The 21,184-nt window shown below is 72.1% G+C and carries 22 protein-coding genes and 1 tRNA gene; 8 read left to right on the top strand and 15 right to left on the bottom strand.

The window, feature by feature from the left end:
• Positions 1–61: 61 nt before the first annotated feature.
• Genes V7004_RS04330 through V7004_RS04320 form a run of 3 tightly spaced genes read left to right on the top strand, consistent with a single transcriptional unit; the run spans position 62 to position 1,823 of the window.
• Positions 62–1,249 carry a CaiB/BaiF CoA transferase family protein gene (locus tag V7004_RS04330; protein ID WP_334142417.1) on the top strand — a complete coding sequence of 396 codons (1,188 nt, stop codon included), beginning with the start codon at positions 62–64 and terminating at the stop codon, positions 1,247–1,249.
• A gap of 2 nt (positions 1,250–1,251) precedes the next feature.
• Entirely contained in the window at positions 1,252–1,416 is a 165-nt protein-coding gene (locus V7004_RS04325) for a hypothetical protein (RefSeq protein ID WP_334142416.1), read from the top strand.
• Positions 1,413–1,823: a PIN domain-containing protein gene (locus V7004_RS04320; RefSeq protein ID WP_334142415.1), complete on the top strand. Its 411-nt coding sequence runs from the start codon at positions 1,413–1,415 to the stop codon at positions 1,821–1,823. The genes V7004_RS04325 and V7004_RS04320 overlap by 4 nt, the downstream gene beginning before the upstream one ends.
• Positions 1,824–1,834: 11 nt before the next feature.
• Here V7004_RS04320 and V7004_RS04315 read toward each other — a convergent pair.
• The 7 genes from V7004_RS04315 to galU form a co-directional block, all read right to left on the bottom strand.
• Positions 1,835–1,908: transfer RNA gene (locus tag V7004_RS04315), tRNA-Ala, on the bottom strand.
• Between the two features lie 57 nt (positions 1,909–1,965).
• Complete coding sequence (locus V7004_RS04310; protein ID WP_334142414.1) at positions 1,966–2,625, bottom strand: hypothetical protein; 660 nt, start codon at positions 2,623–2,625, stop codon at positions 1,966–1,968.
• A gap of 14 nt (positions 2,626–2,639) precedes the next feature.
• Positions 2,640–3,155, bottom strand: a complete 516-nt coding sequence (locus V7004_RS04305; protein WP_334142413.1) for a hypothetical protein — start codon at positions 3,153–3,155, stop codon at positions 2,640–2,642.
• Between the two features lie 177 nt (positions 3,156–3,332).
• Positions 3,333–3,830 carry a cyclic pyranopterin monophosphate synthase MoaC gene (gene moaC / locus V7004_RS04300; protein WP_334142412.1) on the bottom strand — a complete coding sequence of 166 codons (498 nt, stop codon included), beginning with the start codon at positions 3,828–3,830 and terminating at the stop codon, positions 3,333–3,335.
• A gap of 64 nt (positions 3,831–3,894) precedes the next feature.
• On the bottom strand, positions 3,895–4,881 hold the full coding sequence (gene moaA, locus V7004_RS04295; RefSeq protein WP_334142411.1) for a GTP 3',8-cyclase MoaA: 987 nt from the start codon (positions 4,879–4,881) through the stop codon (positions 3,895–3,897).
• A gap of 48 nt (positions 4,882–4,929) precedes the next feature.
• Positions 4,930–6,180, bottom strand: coding sequence for a molybdopterin molybdotransferase MoeA (locus V7004_RS04290; protein WP_334142410.1), 1,251 nt, complete (start codon positions 6,178–6,180; stop codon positions 4,930–4,932).
• A gap of 13 nt (positions 6,181–6,193) precedes the next feature.
• Positions 6,194–7,087 (bottom strand): UTP--glucose-1-phosphate uridylyltransferase GalU, encoded by an 894-nt coding sequence (gene galU / locus V7004_RS04285; protein WP_442968008.1) that lies wholly within the window; start codon positions 7,085–7,087, stop codon positions 6,194–6,196.
• A 126-nt stretch (positions 7,088–7,213) separates the two neighbouring features.
• On the opposite strand from galU, the gene V7004_RS04280 reads away from it, so the two are divergent.
• Positions 7,214–7,507 (top strand): FmdB family zinc ribbon protein, encoded by a 294-nt coding sequence (locus V7004_RS04280; protein WP_334142408.1) that lies wholly within the window; start codon positions 7,214–7,216, stop codon positions 7,505–7,507.
• 57 nt (positions 7,508–7,564) lie between these two features.
• Entirely contained in the window at positions 7,565–8,188 is a 624-nt protein-coding gene (cpaB, locus tag V7004_RS04275; protein WP_334142407.1) for a Flp pilus assembly protein CpaB, read from the top strand.
• Here cpaB and V7004_RS04270 read toward each other — a convergent pair.
• The 3 genes from V7004_RS04270 to V7004_RS04260 are packed head-to-tail and all read right to left on the bottom strand — an operon-like array spanning position 8,175 to position 12,258.
• A complete protein-coding gene (locus V7004_RS04270) occupies positions 8,175–9,515 on the bottom strand; it encodes a TldD/PmbA family protein (protein ID WP_334142406.1) in 1,341 nt (446 codons plus the stop codon). The two genes, cpaB and V7004_RS04270, sit on opposite strands and share 14 nt — an antisense overlap.
• A complete protein-coding gene (locus tag V7004_RS04265; protein ID WP_334142405.1) occupies positions 9,512–10,870 on the bottom strand; it encodes a TldD/PmbA family protein in 1,359 nt (452 codons plus the stop codon). The genes V7004_RS04270 and V7004_RS04265 overlap by 4 nt, the downstream gene beginning before the upstream one ends.
• Complete coding sequence (locus V7004_RS04260; protein WP_334142404.1) at positions 10,867–12,258, bottom strand: TldD/PmbA family protein; 1,392 nt, start codon at positions 12,256–12,258, stop codon at positions 10,867–10,869. The genes V7004_RS04265 and V7004_RS04260 overlap by 4 nt, the downstream gene beginning before the upstream one ends.
• Before the next feature lie 54 nt (positions 12,259–12,312).
• Between V7004_RS04260 and V7004_RS04255 the strand changes: the two genes are divergently transcribed.
• Entirely contained in the window at positions 12,313–12,693 is a 381-nt protein-coding gene (locus V7004_RS04255; protein WP_334142403.1) for a thioesterase family protein, read from the top strand.
• A gap of 52 nt (positions 12,694–12,745) precedes the next feature.
• On the opposite strand, the gene V7004_RS04250 is transcribed toward V7004_RS04255, so the two are convergent.
• A complete protein-coding gene (locus V7004_RS04250) occupies positions 12,746–14,365 on the bottom strand; it encodes an acetolactate synthase (protein WP_334142402.1) in 1,620 nt (539 codons plus the stop codon).
• Positions 14,366–14,481: 116 nt separating this feature from the next.
• On the opposite strand from V7004_RS04250, the gene V7004_RS04245 reads away from it, so the two are divergent.
• Both V7004_RS04245 and dxs read left to right on the top strand, forming a co-directional pair.
• Positions 14,482–15,561 (top strand): lysylphosphatidylglycerol synthase transmembrane domain-containing protein, encoded by a 1,080-nt coding sequence (locus V7004_RS04245; RefSeq protein ID WP_334142401.1) that lies wholly within the window; start codon positions 14,482–14,484, stop codon positions 15,559–15,561.
• An 83-nt stretch (positions 15,562–15,644) separates the two neighbouring features.
• On the top strand, positions 15,645–17,513 hold the full coding sequence (gene dxs / locus V7004_RS04240) for a 1-deoxy-D-xylulose-5-phosphate synthase (RefSeq protein ID WP_334142400.1): 1,869 nt from the start codon (positions 15,645–15,647) through the stop codon (positions 17,511–17,513).
• Between the two features lie 22 nt (positions 17,514–17,535).
• Here dxs and V7004_RS04235 read toward each other — a convergent pair whose 3' ends face one another.
• From V7004_RS04235 to V7004_RS04220, 4 genes are all read right to left on the bottom strand, one after another.
• Positions 17,536–18,222: a hypothetical protein gene (locus V7004_RS04235; protein WP_334142399.1), complete on the bottom strand. Its 687-nt coding sequence runs from the start codon at positions 18,220–18,222 to the stop codon at positions 17,536–17,538.
• 85 nt (positions 18,223–18,307) lie between these two features.
• Positions 18,308–18,922, bottom strand: coding sequence for a NifU family protein (locus V7004_RS04230; protein WP_334142398.1), 615 nt, complete (start codon positions 18,920–18,922; stop codon positions 18,308–18,310).
• Between the two features lie 52 nt (positions 18,923–18,974).
• Positions 18,975–19,745: an SDR family NAD(P)-dependent oxidoreductase gene (locus tag V7004_RS04225; protein ID WP_334142397.1), complete on the bottom strand. Its 771-nt coding sequence runs from the start codon at positions 19,743–19,745 to the stop codon at positions 18,975–18,977.
• A complete protein-coding gene (locus tag V7004_RS04220; RefSeq protein WP_334142396.1) occupies positions 19,742–21,052 on the bottom strand; it encodes a hypothetical protein in 1,311 nt (436 codons plus the stop codon). Before V7004_RS04220 ends, V7004_RS04225 begins: the two co-directional genes overlap by 4 nt.
• Between the last annotated feature and the right edge of the window lie 132 nt (positions 21,053–21,184).

Below are 21,184 nucleotides of genomic sequence, written 5' to 3'. Positions count from 1 at the left end.
CGGCGCCCCGTCTCGCCGCCCGGACGCTCGCCGGCGGTGAGGACCCACTACGTTGCCGGCCATGACGGAGCCTGGGTTCCACCCGCTGGCGGGCATCCGCGTCGTGGATCTCACCAGCAACATGTCGGGGCCGCTGGCCACCATGGTGCTGGCCGACCAGGGCGCGGACGTGGTGAAGGTCGAACCGCCCGAGGGGGATCTCATCCGCACCGTGGGCACCGGCAACGGCGGCATGAGCGCGTACTTCGCCAACCTCAACCGGGGCAAGCGATCGATCGCGGTGGACCTGTCGACCGGAGTGGGGGTCGAGGTGGTGCGGCGCCTGGCCGCGGACGCGGACGTGTTCGTGCAGAACTTCCGCCCCGGGGTGGTCGAGCGCCTGGGGCTGGACGCCGACCGGCTCATGGCCGCCAACCCCCGCCTCGTCTACGGATCGATCAGCGGCTTCGGTCCGCACGGCCCGCTCGCCACCCAGCCGGCCTACGACCACGTGGTGCAGGCGCTGTCGGGCTTCGCCGCCATCCAAGCGGGCAGCGACGGGCCCGACCTGGTGCGGCAGGGGGCGATCGACAAGGCCAGCGCGTACACCCTCGCCCAGGCGATCACCGCGGCGCTGCTGCAGCGGGTGTCCACCGGCCGGGGCGTGCGCATCGACGTGTCGATGCTCGACGTCGCCCTGGCGTTCCTGTGGCCGGACGGGATGATGAACGACACCTGCCTCGAGGACGTCGAGCTCCTGCCACCGGTGAGCCGCAGCTTCCGCACCACACCCACCGCCGACGGTCACGTGGTGCTGGTGACCCTGACCGCGAAGCAGTGGGACGGGCTGGTCAGCGCCATCCTCACCGAGGAGGGTGACGACACCGGAGGCGACCTGAGCGACACGGGCGCCCGCATGGCCGGCGGGGCGACCATCATGCGGGCGGTGCGGCAACGGATCCGCGAGCTGTCGACCGACGAGGTGGTCGAGCGGCTGCGGCGAGCCGACGTGCCCTGCGCACCGGTGCGGGAGCTGGGCGAGCTGCATCTCGACCCGCAGATCGCGGCCTCCGGCATCCTCGAGGTCGTCGACCATCCGGTCATGGGCCGCATCCGCCAACCCGGCCCCGCGCCGGTCGTCGACGGCGTGCGACCCCGACCCGGCGACCCGGCGCCGGCCGTCGGCGCCCACACCCGCGAGGTGCTCGGTGAGCGCGGCTTCTCGGCGGCCGAGATCGACACCCTCTTCGCCGAAGGGGTGGTCCGGTAGCGATGGTCGAACGCTCCCCGGGGATCGGTGGTGCCGAGGCCGTCCGCCTCGAGCACGAGCAGCGCCGGCGGAATCGCCTGCTCACCGAGATGCTCGACCACCTCGAAGCGACCCGCGGACCGGTCGACGAACGCTTGGTGCGCAAGTACCTCGACCTGCTGGCGTGAAGGTCGTGGTGCTCGACGCCGAGGCGCTCGTCGCGCTGGCCCGAGGTCGGGGATCGGGCCATGACGAGGTGCGTGCCGCGCTCGAGGCCGCCCGACGCCTGCGCCGCGACATCGTGGTGCCCGCGGTGACGCTGGCCGAGCTCTATCGAGGGCCTCGCCACGACCCGATCATCGACACCTGCCTGAACCGTCAGAGCTGGATCAGCGTCCGCGACACCGATCGAGGCTTCGTCCGGGCGGTGGGTGCCGTGCTGGTGGCGTCCAGAGCCGACTCGTCCTTCCTGGCGGACGCGCACGCCGTGGCCGCAGCCGTCGAGCGCGGGGGCGGGGTGGTGCTCACGGGCGACCCCGACGACCTCCAGCGACTCGCCGCGGCCTACCCCGACGTCACCGTCGTGGGGCTCTGACGAGCGACCAGTGGAGGTGATGGGATTCGAACCCACGGCCTCTTCGATGCGACCGAAGCGCTCTAGCCAGCTGAGCTACACCCCCAGGGGACCCTTCAGGATAGCCGGGGCGCCTCCACCCTCCGAAACCCCTCGGGGGGTCTCAGATGCCCTGCGCCTCCTCCAGTGCCCGCTGGAGGCGGGCCTGCACCGCGGTGGCGGTGACATCCCCGCGGGTGCGCTCCAGCACCGCCCGGAGGGCGTCGACGGTGCGGCGCAGGCCGTTGGTGATGGCGTCGGGATAGTCGATGGCCATCAACGAGTCGTAGGCGTCGTCCATGACCCCGAGCAGCGTCTCCGCCGCCGTCAGGTCGCCGTCGCGCAGGCGGTCGAGCGCGTGCCGGCGCAGCTCGCTGGCCGCCTCCGCCAGGCCCCGCAGCCACGAGGCCGGGGCCACGCCGAGCTCCGCCGGGCCAGGCAGCACGCCGCCCGCCACCAGCGCGGCGGTGAAGCGGGCCTCGGCGTACTCCTTCTCGGCGTCGTGGAGGAACCCGGCGTAGGCCACCTCGGGGAACGGGGCCAGCGCCTCCTGCGCCTCCCGCAGGGCCGCTTCCGCCTCGGCCGCGAGGGCGGCGGCCCGATCGGCCTCGAGCCGATGAACCGAGCGGATCGAGCTGCCCGCGGCCCGGATCACCCGCCGGCAAGCTGGCAGCGCCTGCTCCCGGGCTTCGTGCGCCGCCCGCAGCTGGGCGTCGATGGACTCGATCGCCGCGTCGAGTTGCTGGCGGAAGGCGGCACGGTCGGGGCCGGCCGCGCCGGGCACGCTGCCTCCGCCGCTCAGTTCGCCGAGGCGGACCGGGGCAGGTAGTAGGCGGGCTCAGCCGCCATGCCCACCGGGGAGGCGAGGTAACGGACCTTCGTACGACGCTCGGCGGCAAGTTGCTGCGTCCGTACGAGCAGGCCCGCGTACGTGAGCAGGAGCACGTCGGCGAGCACCTGCATCCACACGAAGATGCCGCCCGCCACGACCGCGAGCAACAGCGTGACCAGCGCAGCCCCACCCAGCACGAACAGCACGTCGCGCCGGCGGCGGCGGGCCTCGCTGACGGTCATGGTGCCCGGTCGGCGGCCGACCACCGGTGCGGGGCCGTAGAGCGGGGTGACGGTGGCCCGAGAGGTGTGGGTCTGCACCGCCGGCAGCCCGCGGCGGGCCGGAGAGGTGCGCTCCAGGACCGAGAGGTGCTTGTTGAACGAGGAGATGGAGTTGACGCTCCGCTCGCTGCGGCCCCGGAACCACGAGGCCAGATACACCGCCCACAGGGCCGCCAGCAGGAACAGCACCATGAGTGTCACGCTCCGTTGCCTACCTTTGCTGTCGGGTGACCGTAGTCACGGCGGTGCGGAAAGTGGTGGATGGCCCTGCCGCGAGGGCCCGGTTCGCGCTTACGTTACGTTTCTACTACGAACGCGCGACAACCGCCACCTGATGCCCCGACCGGGGGCCGACCGGGGCAGGCGATCGGGGCCGGTCTAGAAGTCGAGGGTGTCGGTCGGGTCCCGCCGGTACGGTCCCGAGCGCCCACCCGTCTTCTCCCACAGGGCGACCTCACCGATGACCATCGAGCGGTCGACGGACTTGCACATGTCGTAGATGGTCAGCAGGGCCACGGAGCAGGCGGTCATGGCCTCCATCTCGACGCCGGTGCGGTCGACGGTGTCGACCTGGGCCTCCACCTCGATGTGGCTGTCCTCGATCCGGAAGTTGATGAGGACCGACCCCACCAGCAAGGGGTGGCACAGCGGGATCAGGTCGGGCGTGCGCTTGGCGGCCTGGATGCCCGCCACCCGGGCCACGGCCAGCACGTCGCCTTTGGTGATGGCACCGCGAGCGACCAGCGACGCGGTCTCGGGCGACATGGACACCCGGCCCCGGGCGATGGCCCGGCGGTGGGTGGCCTCCTTGGGCGTCACGTCGACCATGCGCGCCCGGCCGAGAGGATCGAGATGGGTGAGGCCACGGTCGGACATGGGCGCCGAGTCTAGGTGGTCGGACCGACCGGCTCCCGCGGCAGGGTGACCAGGACCGATGTGGTCAGCCGCCGATCTGGCTCATGCTGCGCGGCGGGCGGATGAACACCGGCTGGTTGATGAGGTGACCGGCCCACTTGGTGGCCACCGCCTGCTGGATGGCCGCGCCGATCTCGTCGTCGGACGCGCCCCGGCGCAGCAGCGCCCGCAGGTCGAGCTCGGTGAGGGCGAAGAGGCAGTTCCGCAGCTGGCCCTCGGCGGTGAGGCGCACCCGGTCGCACGTTCCACAGAACGGCTGGGTGACACTCGGGATGACCCCGATCTCGCCCCCGCCGTCGGCGAAGCGGAATCGCTCGGCGGGGGCCCCGTCGGGACGGCCCACGGCCTCCAGCGGGAAGACCGAACCGATGGTGGCCACGATCTCCTCCCGGCCCACCACCTGGTCGTTGGTCCACGCGCCGGCGGCGTCGAGCGGCATGTACTCGATGAACCGCACGGTCACCCCACGAGCCCGGCCGAACGCCGCGAAATCGACCAGCTCGTCGTCGTTGACGCCGCGCATCACCACCACGTTGACCTTCACCGGCGCCAGCCCCGCGTCGAGGGCGGCGTCGATCCCTTCCAGCACCTCGGCCAGCGAGTCACGGCGGGTGATGGCCGCGAAGCGCTCCGCCCGCAGCGAGTCGAGCGAGATGTTGATCCGGGTGAGGCCGGCGGCGGCGAGGTCGTGGGCGATGAGGCGCAGCGAGACGCCGTTGGTGGTGAGCGCCAGGTCCACCGGGAGCCGGCTCAGCTTCTCGATGAGCACCGGCAGATGGGCCCGCACGGTGGGTTCCCCACCAGTGATGCGGATGCTCTCGAACCCGTAGCGCTCGACGAGCAGGCGGGCCACCCGCTCGATCTCCTCGTAGGTGAGCAGCTCCCGGCGCGGCAACCAGGCCATGCCCTCCTCGGGCATGCAGTAGGTGCAGCGGAAGTTGCACCGGTCGGTGACCGAGATGCGCAGGTCGCGGTGCACCCGGCCGAACGAGTCCACCAGCCCCTGCCCCATCGCCTGCCAGGCTACGCGCCCGGGGAGCCCGCTGGCGCGGGACCGAGGTCAGGGCTGGAGCAGGATGACCTCCACCGTGTCGCCCGAGTCGGCACCGTCACCGTCGGGCAGTACCGCCAGCGCGTTCGCACCGGTGAGGGAGCCGAGCTGGTGCGAGCCCTGCCCGCCCGCGGAGCGCACGTGGTAGGCGCCGTCCTCGCCGTAGCGGCAGACCACCCGCACGAAGTGGACCTTGCCGTCGGGCCGGCGTGGCAGCGGGGCGTCGGCCACCGCCACCACGCGGGGCCGGTCGAGCTGATCGGCGGGGAAGCCCGCCATCCGGCGCAGCGCCGGCCGGGCCAACAGCTCGAAGGACACCACCGAGGACACGGGGTTGCCCGGGAGACCGAACACGGGCACCCGCACGCCACCGCTGCCACCCCGGGCCAGGGTGCCGAACGCGAAGGGCTTGGCGGGCTTGATCGCGACCTGCATCCAGCGCAGCTCGCCGGCCTCGTCGAGCACCACCTTGACCAGGTCGGCCTGACCCATGCTCACCCCGCCGCTCGTGATCACCGCGTCGCAGGCCCTCGACGCCGAGCCGAGCACGGCCCGGATGGCCCCCAGGTCGTCGGGCACCCGGCCCAGATCGACGGGGGCGAAGCCCGAGGCGCGCACCAGGGCCAGCAGCATCGGGCGGTTCGAGTCCCGGATCTGGCCGGGGCCCAGCGCGCCGGGGCCGTCGACGAGCTCGTCGCCCGTCGAGAGCACCCCCACCCGAGGCCGGGGATGCACCTCCACGGTCTCCCGGCCGAGCGTGGCCAGCACACCGACCCGAGCCGGAGTGATCTCGACCCCTGCCTCGATCACCACCTCGCCGGGGCGCAGGTCGTCACCGGCGGGCCGCACGTTCCGGCCGGGCGGCACCGCCTCGCGGACCTCGACCGCCCCGCCGCGGTCGAGCTCGGTGGTGGACTCCACCATCACCACCGCATCGGCGCCGGCGGGCAGCGGGGCGCCGGTCATGATGCGCACCGCCTCGCCCTCCCCGACCGCCAGGTCGGGCGAGGAGCCGGCGTGCAACGTGCCGACGACCCGGAGCACGACCGGGCTGGCCGGGCCAGCTCCCGTCACGTCGGCCGCGCGGAGCGCGAAGCCGTCCATGGCCGAGTTGTCGAACGGGGGAACCCGCTCCTCACACACCACCGCCGCCGCGGTGACGCATCCGAGCGCGTCGCCGACCGGCATCGAGATGGGCGCGAGGGGCGGGCAGCGCTCGAGCACGTGCCGGCGGGCCTCGGCGAGCGGGACCAGCCCCACCGCGATCGCCCGCTCAGGCCAGGCCGCGCTTGCGCACGATCTCGGCCAGGAAGGCCCGGAACTCCGGGCCCAGGTCCTCGCGGTCCATCGCCAGCTCCACCGTGGCCCGGAGGTAGTCGAGCTTCTTGCCGATGTCGTAGCGGCCCTCACCGAACACGTAGCCGTAGACCTCCTGCTCGCGCAGCAGCAGGGCGATGGCGTCGGTGAGCTGGATCTCACCCCCGTGCCCGGGCTTGACCTGCTCGAGCGCGTGGAAGATCTCCGGGGTGAACACGTAGCGGCCCATGACCGCCAGGTTGGAGGGGGCGGCCGCGGGCTGAGGCTTCTCCACGATGTCGAGCACCCGCACCAGGTGGTCGGTGACGGTCTCGGGGCGCACCACCCCGTAGGCGGAGATCTCCTCGATGGGGAACTCCGACAGGGCCACCACCGACCGCTGGTACGTCTCGAAGGTGGCGATCATGTCGGCGAGCACGGTGCAACGCCGGTCCATGATGTCGTCGCCGAGCATCACCACGAAGGGGTTGTCTCCCACGTGCTTGCGGGCCACCGACACCGCGTGCCCCAGACCCAGGGGCTCGCCCTGGCGCACGTAGTGGATGTCGGCCATCTCCGCCAGGGCCTGGATCTCGCCCAGGTCGTGGATCTTGCCCCGCTGCTCCAGGTAGTACTCGAGCTCGAAGTTACGGTCGAAGTGGTCCTCCAGGGAACGCTTGCCGCGCCCGGTGATGATGAGGATGTCGTCGATCCCCGCCCGCACCGCCTCCTCCACCACGTACTGGATCGCCGGCTTGTCGACGACGGGCAGCATCTCCTTGGGCTGCGCCTTCGTGGCCGGCAGGAAGCGGGTCCCGAGGCCGGCGGCGGGGATGACTGCCTTGGTGACCGCTGGTGCCATGGCCGCCATCGTAGGGCGGGCGAGGCCCGGTGGTTCCCGCCTGGAGGCCCCGCTATGCTGGCACTCTCAGGTGTCGAGTGCTAACCGCCGGGACGGTGGCGGTGAGCGGGCAACGAGAACGACGAGAGAGGGACCATGCCGACCTACGAGTACCGCTGCCGGGACTGCGGGCACGAGCTCGAAGTCGTCCAGGCGTTCTCCGACGATCCCCTGACCCAGTGCCCCGCCTGTGAGGGCTCGCTGCGCAAGGTGTTCGGCAACGTCGGCATCTCCTTCAAGGGCAGCGGGTTCTACAAGACCGACAGCCGTTCCTCGAACGGCACATCGTCATCCTCGTCCGAGTCGAGCTCGTCCGGGTCGGAATCCTCGGCGTCGGGTTCGTCCTCGGGCTCCGAGAAGGCATCGACGCCGGCAGCCGCGAGCGCCTAGCCTCACGCCGCTTCCCCCTGCGCCTCCCGTCCTTCGACGCGCCCGCAGGAGGATGCCGTGCATCACCCGCCCCGGCCCCGCTCCGGGCTCCGCCTCCGGCTTCGCGCCCGCCGTCACTGGCCGGTCACCGCGCTGGCCGCAGCCGCCCTGGCCGTCCTGGCGGCCGTGACCGTCTCCAACGCCGAGCAGACCGCCGACCGCTACGGCCCACGCCAGCGGGTACCCGTCGCCCGCCACGACCTCCGACCCGGTGAGGAGATCCGACCAGACGACCTCGAGTGGCGTGAACTCCCGTCCCTCGCGCTCCCGAGCGGGGTCGTGCCCGACCCGTCGGGCCGCACGGTGATCCAGCCGATCCTCGCCGGCGAAGCCGTAGTGGAGGCGCGGCTCGCGCCGGACGGCCGACAGGGCCCGCACGCCCTGCTGCCGGCCGGGGCGCGGGCCATCGCCGTACCGGTCGACCCGCCGCTCAGCTCCCTCCGGGTCGGTGACCGGGTCGACCTGCTCGCCCTCGGGCGGTGGGTGGCCCGGGAGGCGGTGGTGGTGGACATCGGCGATCAGGCCATCGTCGTCGCGGTCGGCGAGCAGGACGTCCCCGCGGTGGCCCGTGGTGTGCTGGACGGCTCGGTGATCCCCGTGATCGTCTCGCCGCCGATGCCCGCGGAGCTCACGTCCCGCTGAGCGACACGTCCTCGATGACCAGGGTGCACGCGCCGGTGCCGCCCGGCCGCCACTCGAGGTCCGAGCCGACGGCGCGGATGTCGAGCAGGAGGCGCTGGAGCGTCGAGGCGATGGTGACCTCCCGCACCGGCTCGGCGAGGGTCCCGCCCCGGATCATCAGCCCCTCCGCGCCGACCGAGAAGTCCCCTGACACCGCGTTCACCCCCGAGTGCAACCCGGTGAGCGACTGCACCAGCACGCCTCGATCGACCCCACCGATGAGCTCGTCGAGGCTGCCCGACCCGGGGGCGATGGCGAGCGCCCGGCACCCGACCCCGGGGGTCGAGGCGTAGCCCCGCACCGCCGAGGCGGTCGAGCCCACCCCGGCCCGGCGCCCGGAGTACGTGTCGTGCAGGAAGCCCTGGAGCACGCCGTCGTGGATGAGGACGTTGCGCCGGGTGGCCAGGCCCTCCCCGTCGAAGGGATCGGCGCCGAACGAGCGCTGGTCGGTCGGGTCGTCGACCAGCGTCAGCAGCGGCGACGCGATCTGCTCCCCGAGCCGATCGGCGAACGGCGAGCGGCCCTTCAGCACCCGCTCACCGGTGAGCGTGGCGCCGGCGATCCCGAGCAGGGTGGCGGCCAGCCGGGGTTCGAACACCACCGCCAAGCGCTGCGACGGCGGCTTGACCGCCCCGAACAGGCGCACCGCCCGATCCACCGCATCGGTGGCCGCCTCCTCCACGTCGAGCTCGCTCGGCCCCCGCCCGACGCTCACCCCACCGCCGATCTTGGTCTCGTCACCGGACACCGCCAGCGCGGAGACCGACAGGTGGCAACCCGTCCCCCGCCCGTGGGCCGCGATGCCGGTGCTGGTGGCGATCGCCACCTCGCCCAGCGAGTCGCCGTAGGTGGCGGTGCGCACGCCGGTCACCCGGGGATCACGACCGACGGTCGCCCGCTCCAGCTCGAGCGCCAGCGCCACCTTCTCCGCGGTGGGGAACGACACCAGCTCGTCCCGCCACAGCTCGAGCGAGGGCTCGGGGACCCCGTCGGGAACGGCGAGGCCGTGGAACTCGTCCGGCTCCCCGAAGGTGGCGTTGTCGCGGGCGTCGGCCAGCGTGTCGAGCACCACCGCGTCGTCGAAGGTGCCGCAGTGCGCGAAACCCTGCCGCTTCCCGCTGACGACCCGGATGCCCACCCCGAACGACTCCGCCGAGGTGAGCGACTCGACCTCGCCGCCGTAGGCCTTCACCGAGGTCGTCATGCCCCGAGCGACGTAGGCCTCGATCTGCTCACCCGGCCGAGCCTGCTCGGCGACCCGCCGGGCGAGCTCGAGCAGCTCGCTCACGCGCCGCTGACCGTGACGTCGGTGATCACCAGGCTCACCCCCGCCGCCGGCATGGGGAGCCACTGCAGGTCGTTGCCGACCGCGACCACGTCACGCAGCATCTTCTGCAGGGTCGACGCGATGGTGAACTCCCGAACCGGCTCGGCCAGCTCGCCGCCACGGATCCGGAGGCCCTCCGCCCCGGTGGAGAAGTCGCCGCTCACCGGGTTGACGCCGGAGTGCAACCCGGCCACCTCCTGCACCAGCACGCCCTCGCCCGCCAGCCGCACCAGCTCCGCCTGCCCCTGCGACCCCGGCACCAGCGAGGTGGCCATGCAGCCCACGCCCGGGGTGCTCTTGAAGCCCCGCACCGCGGAGCCCGTCGACACCGTCCCGGCCCGGCGCGCGGTGTAGGCGTTGTGCACGAAGCGCTCCAGCCGCCCGCCGTCGATGAGCACGTTGCGGCGGGTGGCCAGCCCCTCACCGTCGATCTCGGTGGCGGTGAACGCCCGGATGTCGGTGGGGTCGTCGACCAGGGTGACCAGCGGCGAGGCGACCTCCTCGCCGAGCCGATCGGCGAACAGGGAGCGGCCCTTGAGCACCGACTCACCGTTGAGCGTGAAGGCCAGGATGCCGAGGAACTGCGCGGTGACCCACGGGTCGAGCACTACGGTCAGCCGCTCGCTGCGGGGCTTGGTGGCCCCGAGCATGCGGGTGGCCCGCTCGGCGGCGTCGGTCGCGGCTCGGTCCACGTCGAGCTCCGCCGGATCGCGCCCCACCGAGAAACCGAACCCGGTCTGCACCTCGCCGTCCTGCTCGGCCATGGCGTAGGTCGACACGTAGCAGCCGGTGTCCCGGCTGTAGGCGCGGATGCCGGTGGTGGTGACGATCGCCGCCTCGCTCATCGAGTCGACGTACTCCGCGGACTCGATCCCCGAGATGCGCGGGTCGGCTCCCCGCACCGCCCGCTCCAGCTCCAGCGCCAGGGCCACCTTGCGCTCCGCCGGGAACGACGCCAGCGCATCGGACCACAGTGGGAGCTCGGCAGGAGCGACACCGTCAGGCTCGGCGAGGCCCGCGAACTCGTCGACCGTGCCGAACCCGGCGTTGTCCCGGGCCTCGGCCAGGGTCTCGGCCGCCACGTCGACGTCGAGGGTGCCGGCGTAGGCGAACCCCTGACGACCACCCTTGATCACCCGGATGCCGATGCCCTGCGACTGGGCGGACGACAACGATTCGATCTCGCCCTCGTACACCTTGATCTCGGTGCCGAGGTCGCGCACGACGACAGCCTCGACCTGCTCGTCGCCGGCCGCCAGGGCGACCACCCGCTCGGCGAGGGCGAGCAGCTCGGCGCCGTCGGGCTGGGCGCTCACGCCGCGGTGCCGCCGACGGTCAGGGAGCTGACCCGCAGCGTCGGCACGCCGTCACCGACCGGCACGCCCTGGCCGTCCTTGCCGCACGTGCCGGGTGGCCCCATGGCGAAGTCGTTGCCGAGCGCGTCGATGCGGGTCAGCACCTCGGGCCCGTTGCCGATCAGGTTGCCCTCCCGGATCGGGTCGGTGATCTCGCCGTTCTCGATGAGGTAGGCCTCAGTCATGCCGAACACGAAGTCACCGGTCGCGGTGTTGACCTGCCCGCCGCCCAGGTGCTTGACGTACACGCCCCGATCGGTGGAAGCGATGATGTCTTCGGGGTCGTCGTCGCCGGCCAGCAGGTAGGTGTTGGTCATGCGGACCATCGGCAGGTGCTGGTAGCTCTGGCGGCGTCCGTTGCCCGAACTGGCCCGGCCCTCCTTGCGGGCCCGGAGCAGGTCCCACATGTAGTCGGTGAGCACCCCGTCCTCGATGAGCACGTTGCGCTGCGCGGGGTGGCCCTCGTCGTCGATGGCGTAGTTGCCCCACTCCTTCGCCATGGTGCCGTCGTCGACGATCGTGACTCCCTTCGCCGCCACCCGCTCGCCCACCCGGCCCTTGAACACCGACGCGCCCTTGCCGACCAGGTCGGCTTCCAGGCCGTGCCCGCAGGCCTCATGGAACAGCACGCCCCCACCACCCGACGCGATCACCACCGGCATCTCACCGCTGGGAGCGGGCCTGGCGTCGAGCTTGGTGAGGGCCCGCCTGGCCGCGGTGCGGGCCAGCTCCTCCACGTCGTAGAGGTCGAACAGCTCCCAGCCCACCGTGTGGCCGACGCTCTCGCGCCCGGTCTGCATCCCGGTGTCGCCGGTGGCGACGACCGAGACCGTGAACAGGGTGCGGACCACGTCGTCGCCGGTGAGGAGGCCGTCGCTGTTGGCCACCAGGATCCGCCGCCGGCTGTCGCCGTAGCTGGCCGACACCTGGGTGACCGCCGAGCCCGCCGCCCGGGCGGCTTCGTCGGCCCGGGTCAGCAGCTCCACCTTGCGGGCCTTCGGCACGTCAGCCGGATAGGTCTCGACCCGGTAGGCCGGCGGGACGTCCCGCCGCTCGAGGGCCACCGTCCTCACCCCCCCGCCGCCGCTGCGAGCCGCCGCGGCGGCGGCCTCGGCCGCCGCGGTGAGCCCCGCCTCGGAGAGGTCCGCAGTGTGGGCGAAGCCGGTCGTCTCACCGACCACCACCCGGATGCCGGCCCCTCGATCACGGCCGGAGGTGAGCTCTTCGACCTTGCCGTCGTCGAGCAGCGCGGACGACGAGCGCTTGTCCTCGGCGAAGATCTCGGCGAAGTCGCCGCCGGTGCGCAGCGCCGCGCCGAGCACGCGGCTGATCACTGACTCGTCGATCACGGCGGCCTCCGGGCGGGTTGGCTGACCGGGCAGGAGGGGGCTTATCGTACCCCGGTGCCCGTACGTCCCGGCCTGTGTGCAGAGGTCGAGCTCGAGGTCGCCGACGCCGACACCGCCATCGCCATCCGCTCCGGCGACGTGCCCGTGCTGGCCACCCCGAGGGTGGTGGCGCTCTGCGAGGAGGCTGCGGTCAAGGCGCTCGTCGGCGAGCTCGGCCCCCAGGAGACCTCGGTGGGCATGCAGGTCCAGCTCGACCACCTGGCCCCCACCGCGGTCGGCCACCGGGTGGTGGCCGAGGCCACGGTGGAGAAGGTCAACGGCCGGCGAGTGGTGTTCACGGTGTCGGTCAACGACGAGCGGGGGCTGGTCGCCGTGGGCCGGGTGACCCGGGTGATCGTCGACGTCGAGCGGTTCCTGGAGAAGGCCCGGGGCTGAGCCGCCCGCTCAGCATCCGCCACCCCGACCCGCCCCGACGACGGTCACACCCTCACGCCAGGTTCGACGACCGGGGATACATGTCGGCCGGATCGGTGATCACGTTCACCAGGTACGGGGTGTCCGCGGCGAGGGCCCGCTTCAGCGCGTCACCCAGCTCGGACGGGTCGGTCACGGTCTCCCCCGCACCGCCGAGCGCTCGCACCACCTCGTCGTACCGGCACCCGGGCTGCAGGTCCGCGGCCACGTCGTAGCCGTAGAGCAGCTTCATCGGGTGCTTCTCGAGACCCCAGATGCCGTTGTTGCCCACGACGATCACCACCGGCAGCCGGTGCCGGACGAGGGTGTCGACGTCCATGAGCGAGAAGCCGGCCGCGCCGTCGCCGAGCAGCAGGACCACCTGCCGATCCGGGTGCGCCAGGCGAGCGGCGGCCGCGTAGCCCAGCCCGGTGCCGAGACACCCGTATGGGCCGGGATCCAACCAACAGCCCGGCTCGAAGGAGTCGACGTAGCGGCCCGCGTAGGACACGAAGTCGCCGCCGTCGCAGATGACCACCGCGTCACGGTCGAGCACCCGACGCAGCTCGCCGTACACCCGGGTGGGCTTGATGGGGGTGGTGGCCGCGGCCAGGAGCGCGGCCTCGGCGGCTGCCGCCTCGTCTTCGGCGGCACGGAGCCGCTCGATCCACGCGGTGTGATCCCGCCGATCGCCTTCCCACGAGGCCATGCCCTCGAGGATCGCGGTGAGGTCCCCCGCCGGTGACACGGCCACCTCCACGTGGGCCGCTCGCTGCGAGGGGTGATCGACGATGTGCACCACCCCCGCGTCACCGAACTGGCCGAACGACAGCCGGAAATCCAGCGGTGTGCCCACCACCACCACCAGGTCGGCCTCGGTCTTGATCAGGCCGCGGGTCCGGCTGAAGGCCAGGTGATGGTCGGCTGGCAGGCAGCCCCGGCCGAGCCCGTTCACGAATGTGGGCACCCCGAACGTCTCGACCAGCTCGCGCAGCGCCCCCCAGGCGCCCGCCCAGTAGAGGTCGGTGCCGGCGATCAACGCCGGGCGCTCGGCGGCAGCCAGCATCGCCGCGGCGCGGTGCACGTCGTCCGGGTCCGGCTCGGGCCCGGTGATCGGGGGGCGGTCGGGCACGTCGCCGGTGCCGGTGGCGAAGATCACGTCCAGCGGGAAGTCGAGGAACACCGGCCCCCGGTGCGGGGTGAGCGCCGCAGTCGTCGCTGCCACCACGTCGGTACCGATCCGCTCGACCGCGGTGACGGTCGCCGCGTGCTTGGTGATCGGGGCGAGCACCGGCACGTGGTCGAACTCCTGCAGGGAGCCCGCTCCCCAGCGACCCTGCGGCGCCCGGCCACCGAGCACCACCAGCGGCGAGCCGTTGAACCACGCGCTGGTCACAGCGCTCACGCCGTTGGTGACCCCCGGCCCCGCGGTGAGCACCGCCACCCCCGGTCGCCGGGTGAGCTTCGCCATGCCTTCGGCGGCGAAGGTGGCCGTCGCCTCGTGCCGGACGTCGACGATCCGGACGTCCTGGGCCCGGGCCGCGTCGTAGAAGGGAAAGATGTGCCCGCCGGAGAGGGTGAAGATCTCCCGCACCCCGAACCGTCGCAGCGCCCGCACGGCGTGCTCACCGCCGTGACCGCTCAGTTCCGTCATACCGCCTCCGTGGTCGGTCGGTCCGGGGCAGCGTAGCGAGCACCACTCGGCAGGGACGCCCCCTCGGTGGCCGTACCAGTCGGACCAACTGGCGGGCACGGTCGTACAATCGTCGGGTGGCTACAGGATCTGGCGACTCCACGGGACCTCCCGCCGAGGAACTGCTGGCGCTCGCCGATCTGACCGTCGACGAGCTGGTCGAGCAGACCGAGGCCGGCCACGAGCAGGCGTGCAGCAGGCGCCGGGGGTGGGTGCTCCCGGTGCGGATCCTCGCCAGCGCCGCCATGCTCTGGCTGCTGTTCACCCGCATCCCGGAGTTCGAGTGGGACCGTCTGGTGCCCACCTGGAGTAGGGCCACCTGGGGCTGGCTCGCCGGTGCCGCCCTGCTCACGCTGGTGGGCATCGTGCTCTCCGCGCTGCGCTGGCAGCAGGTGCTGCGGGCCCTCGGTCTGCGGGCCCGGCTGCGCCGGCTCGTGCCCCTCTACTTCGCCGGCCAGTTCGTGTCCAACGTGTTGCCCACCACCATCGGCGGCGACGTGCTGCGGGTCAGCCGCCTCGCCCGCGAGAACGGCGACCCACCGGACACGTTCGCGTCGGTGGTGCTGGAACGCCTCACCGGCTGGCTGGTGCTGCCGCTCATCACCTTCATCGGCCTGGCGGTCAACCCCGACCTGCTCGAGCTGGGGCGCGCCACTCTGCTGGCCGTGCTGATCGCCGCGGGCACCCTCGGGGCGCTGGTGGCGGTGCTCGTGGCCGCCGACCACCCCGCTCTCGGCGGTCGTTTCCGCACCCGGCAGGGGTGGTTGCGCTTCGTGGGGGCGGTGCACCTCGGCGTGTCCCGCCTGCGCCACCATCCCACGGCGGCACTGAGCGTGATCGGGGTCGGTCTGGTGTACCAGCTCGTGCTGTGCCTGGCCGCTCTGATGGCTGCTGCCGCCGTGGGGCTGGCCGAGCTGGGGCTGACCCCGTTGCTGGCGTTCTTCCCCGCGGTGCTGATCGCCCAGGTGCTTCCCATCGGCATCTCCGGTCTCGGGGTGCGGGAGGGCGCGTTCGTGATCTTCCTGGCACCGCTCGGCGTGCCCGCTGAGCAGGCAGTGGCTCTGGGGCTGCTGCTCTACCTGCTCAACGTGGCCGTCAGCCTCCTCGGCGCTCCCGCCTTCGCGGTGGGCGGGAGGAGACAGGCCGCGGTGGCCTGAGCGGCACCCGGCTCCGTGACCCCGACGCACCGCGCAGCGCGGGAGGCAGGTACCGTGACCTCGATGCAAGGCCAGGGCCAGACATGATCCTCGAGACCATCGACTCGCCGGCAGACCTGAAGTCGCTCGACCGCGACCAGCTCGAGATCCTGGCGGCCGAGATCCGCCAGTTCATCGTGGACTCCGTCAACCAGGTCGGTCACGGGCACCTCGGGTCCAACCTGGGTGTCGTCGAGCTGACCCTGGCGCTGCACCGGGTGTTCGACTCGCCCCGCGACATCATCCTGTGGGATACGGGCCACCAGGCCTACGTGCACAAGATCATCACCGGGCGGCGTTCGCAGTTCGCCACCTTGCGGCAGGCGGGTGGGCTGTCCGGCTATCCGAGTCGGGCCGAGTCCGAGCACGACTGGATCGAGAACAGCCACGCGTCAACCATCCTCAGCTACGCCCACGGCCTGGCCACCGCGCAGCAGGCCGAGGGGGGCGAGGGCCGGCGGGTGATCGCGGTGATCGGCGACGGGTCGATGACCGGGGGCATGGCCTTCGAGGGCCTCAACAACCTCGGACACTCCGGCCGCGACTGCATCATCATCCTGAACGACAACGGTCGCTCCTACGCCCCCACCATCTCCCGCCTCGGCGAGAGCCTGGTCAAGATCCGCAACAACCCCACCTACATGCGCCGCCAGGCGCGCATCGAGAAGCTGCTCGCCGAGATGCCCCTGGTCGGCGATCGGCTGGAACGGGCCATGGAGGCCACCAAGGCGGCGATCCGGGAGATGTGGGAGCCACCGGCGTTCTTCGAGGCCCTCGGTGTCCGCTACGCAGGGCCGTTCGACGGCCACGACATCGCCGGGCTCGAGGAAGCGCTGCGCAACGCAGCCGAGATCGGCGGACCACAGGTCATCCACGTGCACACCCAGAAAGGTCGCGGCTACGCGCCGGCGGAGAACGACCCGATCAAGCGGTTGCACGACATCGGCGGGGCCAAGCCGGGCAGCTACACCGCGGCGTTCACCGAGGCGCTGCTGAAAGAGGCCGAAGAGCACCCCGAGATCGTGGCCATCACCGCCGCCATGCCCGACTCGACCGGTCTGCTGCCCTTCGCCGAGCGCTACCCCGACCGTTTCTTCGACGTGGGCATCGCCGAGCAGCACGCGGTCACTGCCGCGGCGGGCATGGCGATGGGTGGGCTGCGCCCGGTGGTGGCGATCTACTCGACGTTCCTCACCCGGGCCTTCGACCAGATCAATCTCGACGTCGGGTTGCACCACCAGCCGGTGGTGTTCTGCATCGACCGGGCTGGCATCACCGGTGACGATGGCGCCAGCCACCACGGCCTGCTCGACATGGTGCTCCTCACCAAGGTGCCGGGCATGACGATGTTCGCCCCGTCTTCGTACCAGGAACTGCAGGTCATGCTCCACGACGCGCTGGAGATCACCTCGGGCCCCGTCGCCATCCGCTGGCCCAAGACGATGGCCCCCCAGGCGAACCCCGACGAGGTCGGCCACGGCCTGCGGGGCCGCAAGCTGCGATCGGGCTCGGAGCTGTGCATCGTGGCGGTGGGCAAGATGCTCGACGCGGCCGAGGCCGCTGCCGAGCTGCTCGAAGCCGAGGGCGTCTCGACCACGGTCTGGGACGCCCGGGTGATCGTCCCCCTCGACCCCGAGCTCATCGCCGACGCGGCCCGCCACCCCTTCGTGGTCACGGTGGAGGACGGGCTCCGCGATGGCGGGGTGGGCGCGGCGATCGCCGACCGGATCGCGGAGGTCACCCTCGGCCACCCGGCCCCACGGGTGCGGGTGCTCGGCGTGCCCGCCGCGTACATCCCCCACGGCAAGCCCGACGCCATCCTGGCTGACCTGGGCCTCGATGGCCCCGGAGTGGCCGCGTCGGCGAAGGAACTGCTCGCCACCGCCGGCTCGGTCAGCACCGAGCGGCGCTGACCGGTCGAGCTGACCTCGAGGCCTAGAACGGCCGGAGCGGGCCGGACGGACCGGGCGGCGGAGGTGTAGGACCTCGTGGGGTCGGTGCAGCAGGCGGGCCAGACGGACCAGGCGGAGCAGCCGGACCAGGCGGGGGAGACGAGCCGGTGCCAGCCTGCCGGCGCCCGATGATCCCCAGGAGCACGCCGAGGCTTCCGCTGGCCGAGCCCAACAGAAGACAGAGCGCAGCTGCCAACCAGGCCAGGAAGGTGGGGATCGGGAAGGCGAAGTTGTCGTTCGGCCCGACCGCGACCTTCGCGGAGGCGATCTCGTGGCTGGCGTTCGCCCGCTTCTCGAAGCGGATGGTGTGCCTGCCACCGGTGGACACGTCGAAGTGGCCGTCCATGCGGTACGCGGTCCCGTCGAGGGTCAACGTCGCCGATGAGCCGAACATCCCGTAATCGGCGTACCGCACGTCACCACGAGGCCCCTCGATGGTGACGTCGTAGAAGGCGAGCCCCCGGCCCTGCTCCACCCAGATGCCGTGCCGGCCGGGGTCGAGCTTCATGGTCAGCTCCCCGGGGGCCTCGAGACGCTCGGCCTCGTCCACGGCCGAGATCTCGGCCCGCCAGCGGATCGCCCACCCGAGGACCGCCAGGATCACCGCCACCCCGATGAGGACCAGCCCGGCCCAGCGGGCCACTCTCCCCACCCGCTGCACCGTGGTCACCTCGGTGAGCGTAGGCCGGCGGCGTGCTCGCTGAGCGGACCTGATCGGGCCAGGGACGGGTCGGTCGGCGCCCGCCGCCTCTGCCTCAGCGGTAGAAGGGGTTCTCCCCCGACTCGTGGTCGGTGACGTCGATGACCTCGGTGACCTCGGGGATGGCCTCCCGGATGGCCACCTGGATGCCTTCCCGCAACGTCGCCGCACTGAGCGCGCACCCCTGACAACCGCCGCCCATGGTGAGGAAGACCTTGGTGTCCTCCACCCCCACGAGCGACGCGTACCCGCCGTGCATGGCCAGCGACGGGTTGATCGACTCGGCCAGGAGCTGCTGCACCTTCTCCGCCAGATCGCCGGTGAGCTCCAGCGTGGCGCCCAGCAGGGGGTTCGGCCGGTTGGGGTTGCGGATGACCAGGCCACCCTGGCCGGGGTTGCGGGGCAGGTCGAGCGTGGCCCCACGGAGCTGCTCGATGCTCCCGGCCGGCACCACCACCTTCAGGCCCCCCTGGTCGGAAACGTGATCACCCGGCCCGGCGTCGTCGAGGGGCTCGAAGCCGAGGTCGTAGGCGTACTCCCGACCGTCCTGGCCGACCACCTCCACCCGCAACGCCAGCGAGGTGGGGTCGTCCTCGCCGTCGCGGATCTCGAGGATCTTCTCCAGTGCCGGCTCGGTGACCGTGAGCACGAGATCGGTGTCGACTGCCATGGCGGCCCTTCGGTCGATTTTCCACGTCCTGGGACGGGTTTATCGTACCGGTTCAGCGCAGAAAGTTGGCCAGGCCGTCGACGTTGATCTTCTGGCCGGTCACGTAGGTGTTCTGCGGGCTCACCAGCCACCGCACCACGTTGGCGACGTCGTCGGGAGTGCAGACGTGGCCGAAGGGCATCGACGGGTCGAGCGCCCGCAGGTCGTCCACCCCGGCCACGGCCCGCATGAGCTTCTGGCCCATCGTGGTGTCGACCAGGCCGGGAGCCACGATGTTCACCCGGATGTCGTGGCGCAGCTCTTCCTTGGCCAGGGTGTAGCCGAGCGCCTCCAGGGCCGCCTTGGCCATGTTGTAGGGCCCGCCGTTGGCGGCGTGGGTGAGCGTCGCCACCGACGAGATGAGGATCACATCCCCCCGCTCCTGCTCGCGCATCGCCGGCACCGCCAGCTGGCAGAGATGGTGCGCCCCAAAGGCGTGGGTGCGCATGACCCGCTCCAGCTCGACCGGGTCGGTGTTCACCACACTCTGGCCTCGGCTGGCGATACCCGCGTTGCACACCAGCACGTCCAGGCGCCCGAAGTCGGCGAGCACCGCTTCGACCAGCCGGCGGTCGTCGTCGAGCAGATCCACGCTGGCCTGGTAGGCCTGCGCCCGGCGACCAGCCGAGCGGATCTCCTCGACCGTGGCTTCCGCGGCCTCCCGGTCGCGGCGAAAGTTGACCGCCACGTCCATGCCGTCCGCGGCGAGACCCAGCGAGATCGCCCGGCCGATGCCTCGCCCCCCACCGGTCACCAGCGCCACCCGACTCGACGAAGCGGTCATGACAGGTACGACCCCCTGGCGAAGAGCGCCGTGAACACCACCAGCACCAGGCCCGAGCCGGTGAGGACCCCGAGCCGCAGGCGTGGTCGCTCACTCAGCAGCTCGCCGACTACCGCGAACACGGGGAACGCAGCCAGCAGGTAGCGGCCGGTGCCCATGAAATCCTTCGTGCCCACCAGCGGCAGCAGCACCGCCCCGAGCGCGAGCGCGGCGTACGCCCAGCCGAGTCGCCGGGCCACCCGGGGCACCGCCAGCAGCACCGCGATGGCCAAGGCCGCTTGCAGGAGCTTCTCGGCGGTGTGCCAGCTCGGATCCCGGAAGATCTCCCCGATCAGACGGGCCTTGACCCAGGTGGCCGGGCCGGTCGATTGGTCCCAGCCCGGCGCCGACTGCACGGTCGAGAACAGGAAGGGATCACCGAAGCGGATCCACAGATACGCGCACCAGCCCCCGAAGCCACCGAACGCCAGCAGAACCGGCGCATCGTGGCGGGTGAATGCCCGGGGTGCGAAGCGCCGCTCGAGCTCGGCCCGCCACCCGGACCGGCGACCGTAGTCAGCCCCGGTCGCCGGCCGCGCATCGGCGGGGATCGCCGTATTTCGCCGCTCGATCACCCGCAGGACCAGCGCCACCGCCACCACCAGGCCCACCAGCCGCGAGGCAGAGGCCACGAAACCCGCCAGGCCCGCAACCCACAGGTGGTCGCGCTCGACCGCGTAGAACCCGACCAGCGCGGCCGCGAGGCACAGCGCGTCGGCGTAGATCGGCCCGTAGAGGTACCAGGCATAGGGGTACAGGAGCAGCGCGAGCAGCGCCGCGCCGGCCGCGGCAGGCGACAGGCGCAGCGCACACCACCGGTAGAAGGTGACCGCCGCCACCAACCCGCACAGCACCGTGATCACCGTGCCTGTGACGAAGATGCTGGGGAACAGGCCCGAGGCCAGCCACACCACGATCGGGTATGCGGGGAAGAACGCCACGGACGACTGCACGCCCGGGTCGTACTCGTAGCCGTCGCGCACGATGGCCCGGTACCAGTACGCGTCCCACCGCTGCCAGCCCTCGAACCAGCTGCCACCGGCCACGTGCTCGGGCCGGGGGAAGTAGGCGTCGCGGGGGAGGTGCGTCGCCGCGAGCGCGGCCACGCACCACAGGACCGCACCGATGGCGAGGAAGGCGAGAACCGGGACCCACCAGCGCACCCGGGTGCCGGACCTCGCCGGCGCGGTGACGCCCGGCTGCTCGGCAGACGGCTCACGGATGGCGAGATCGGTCATGTGGTCCTCCGGTGCCGGGGTGGCCCGCACCAGCGGATCACGCTAGCGGAGCACGAGCTGCCGGCTCTGTCCCCGGGACGCCTCCAACTCGCCGAGCCCCCAGCTCGCCGCGGCCCCCTCTCCCTCCATCCCCCATCTCCCCGAACTGTTCAGCTCTACGCC

The organism is Rhabdothermincola sp. (assembly GCF_036846205.1).
In the GTDB taxonomy this organism is placed as follows: domain Bacteria; phylum Actinomycetota; class Acidimicrobiia; order Acidimicrobiales; family Acidimicrobilacustridaceae; genus Rhabdothermincola.
This window is presented reverse-complemented; position numbering and strand designations above follow the sequence as displayed.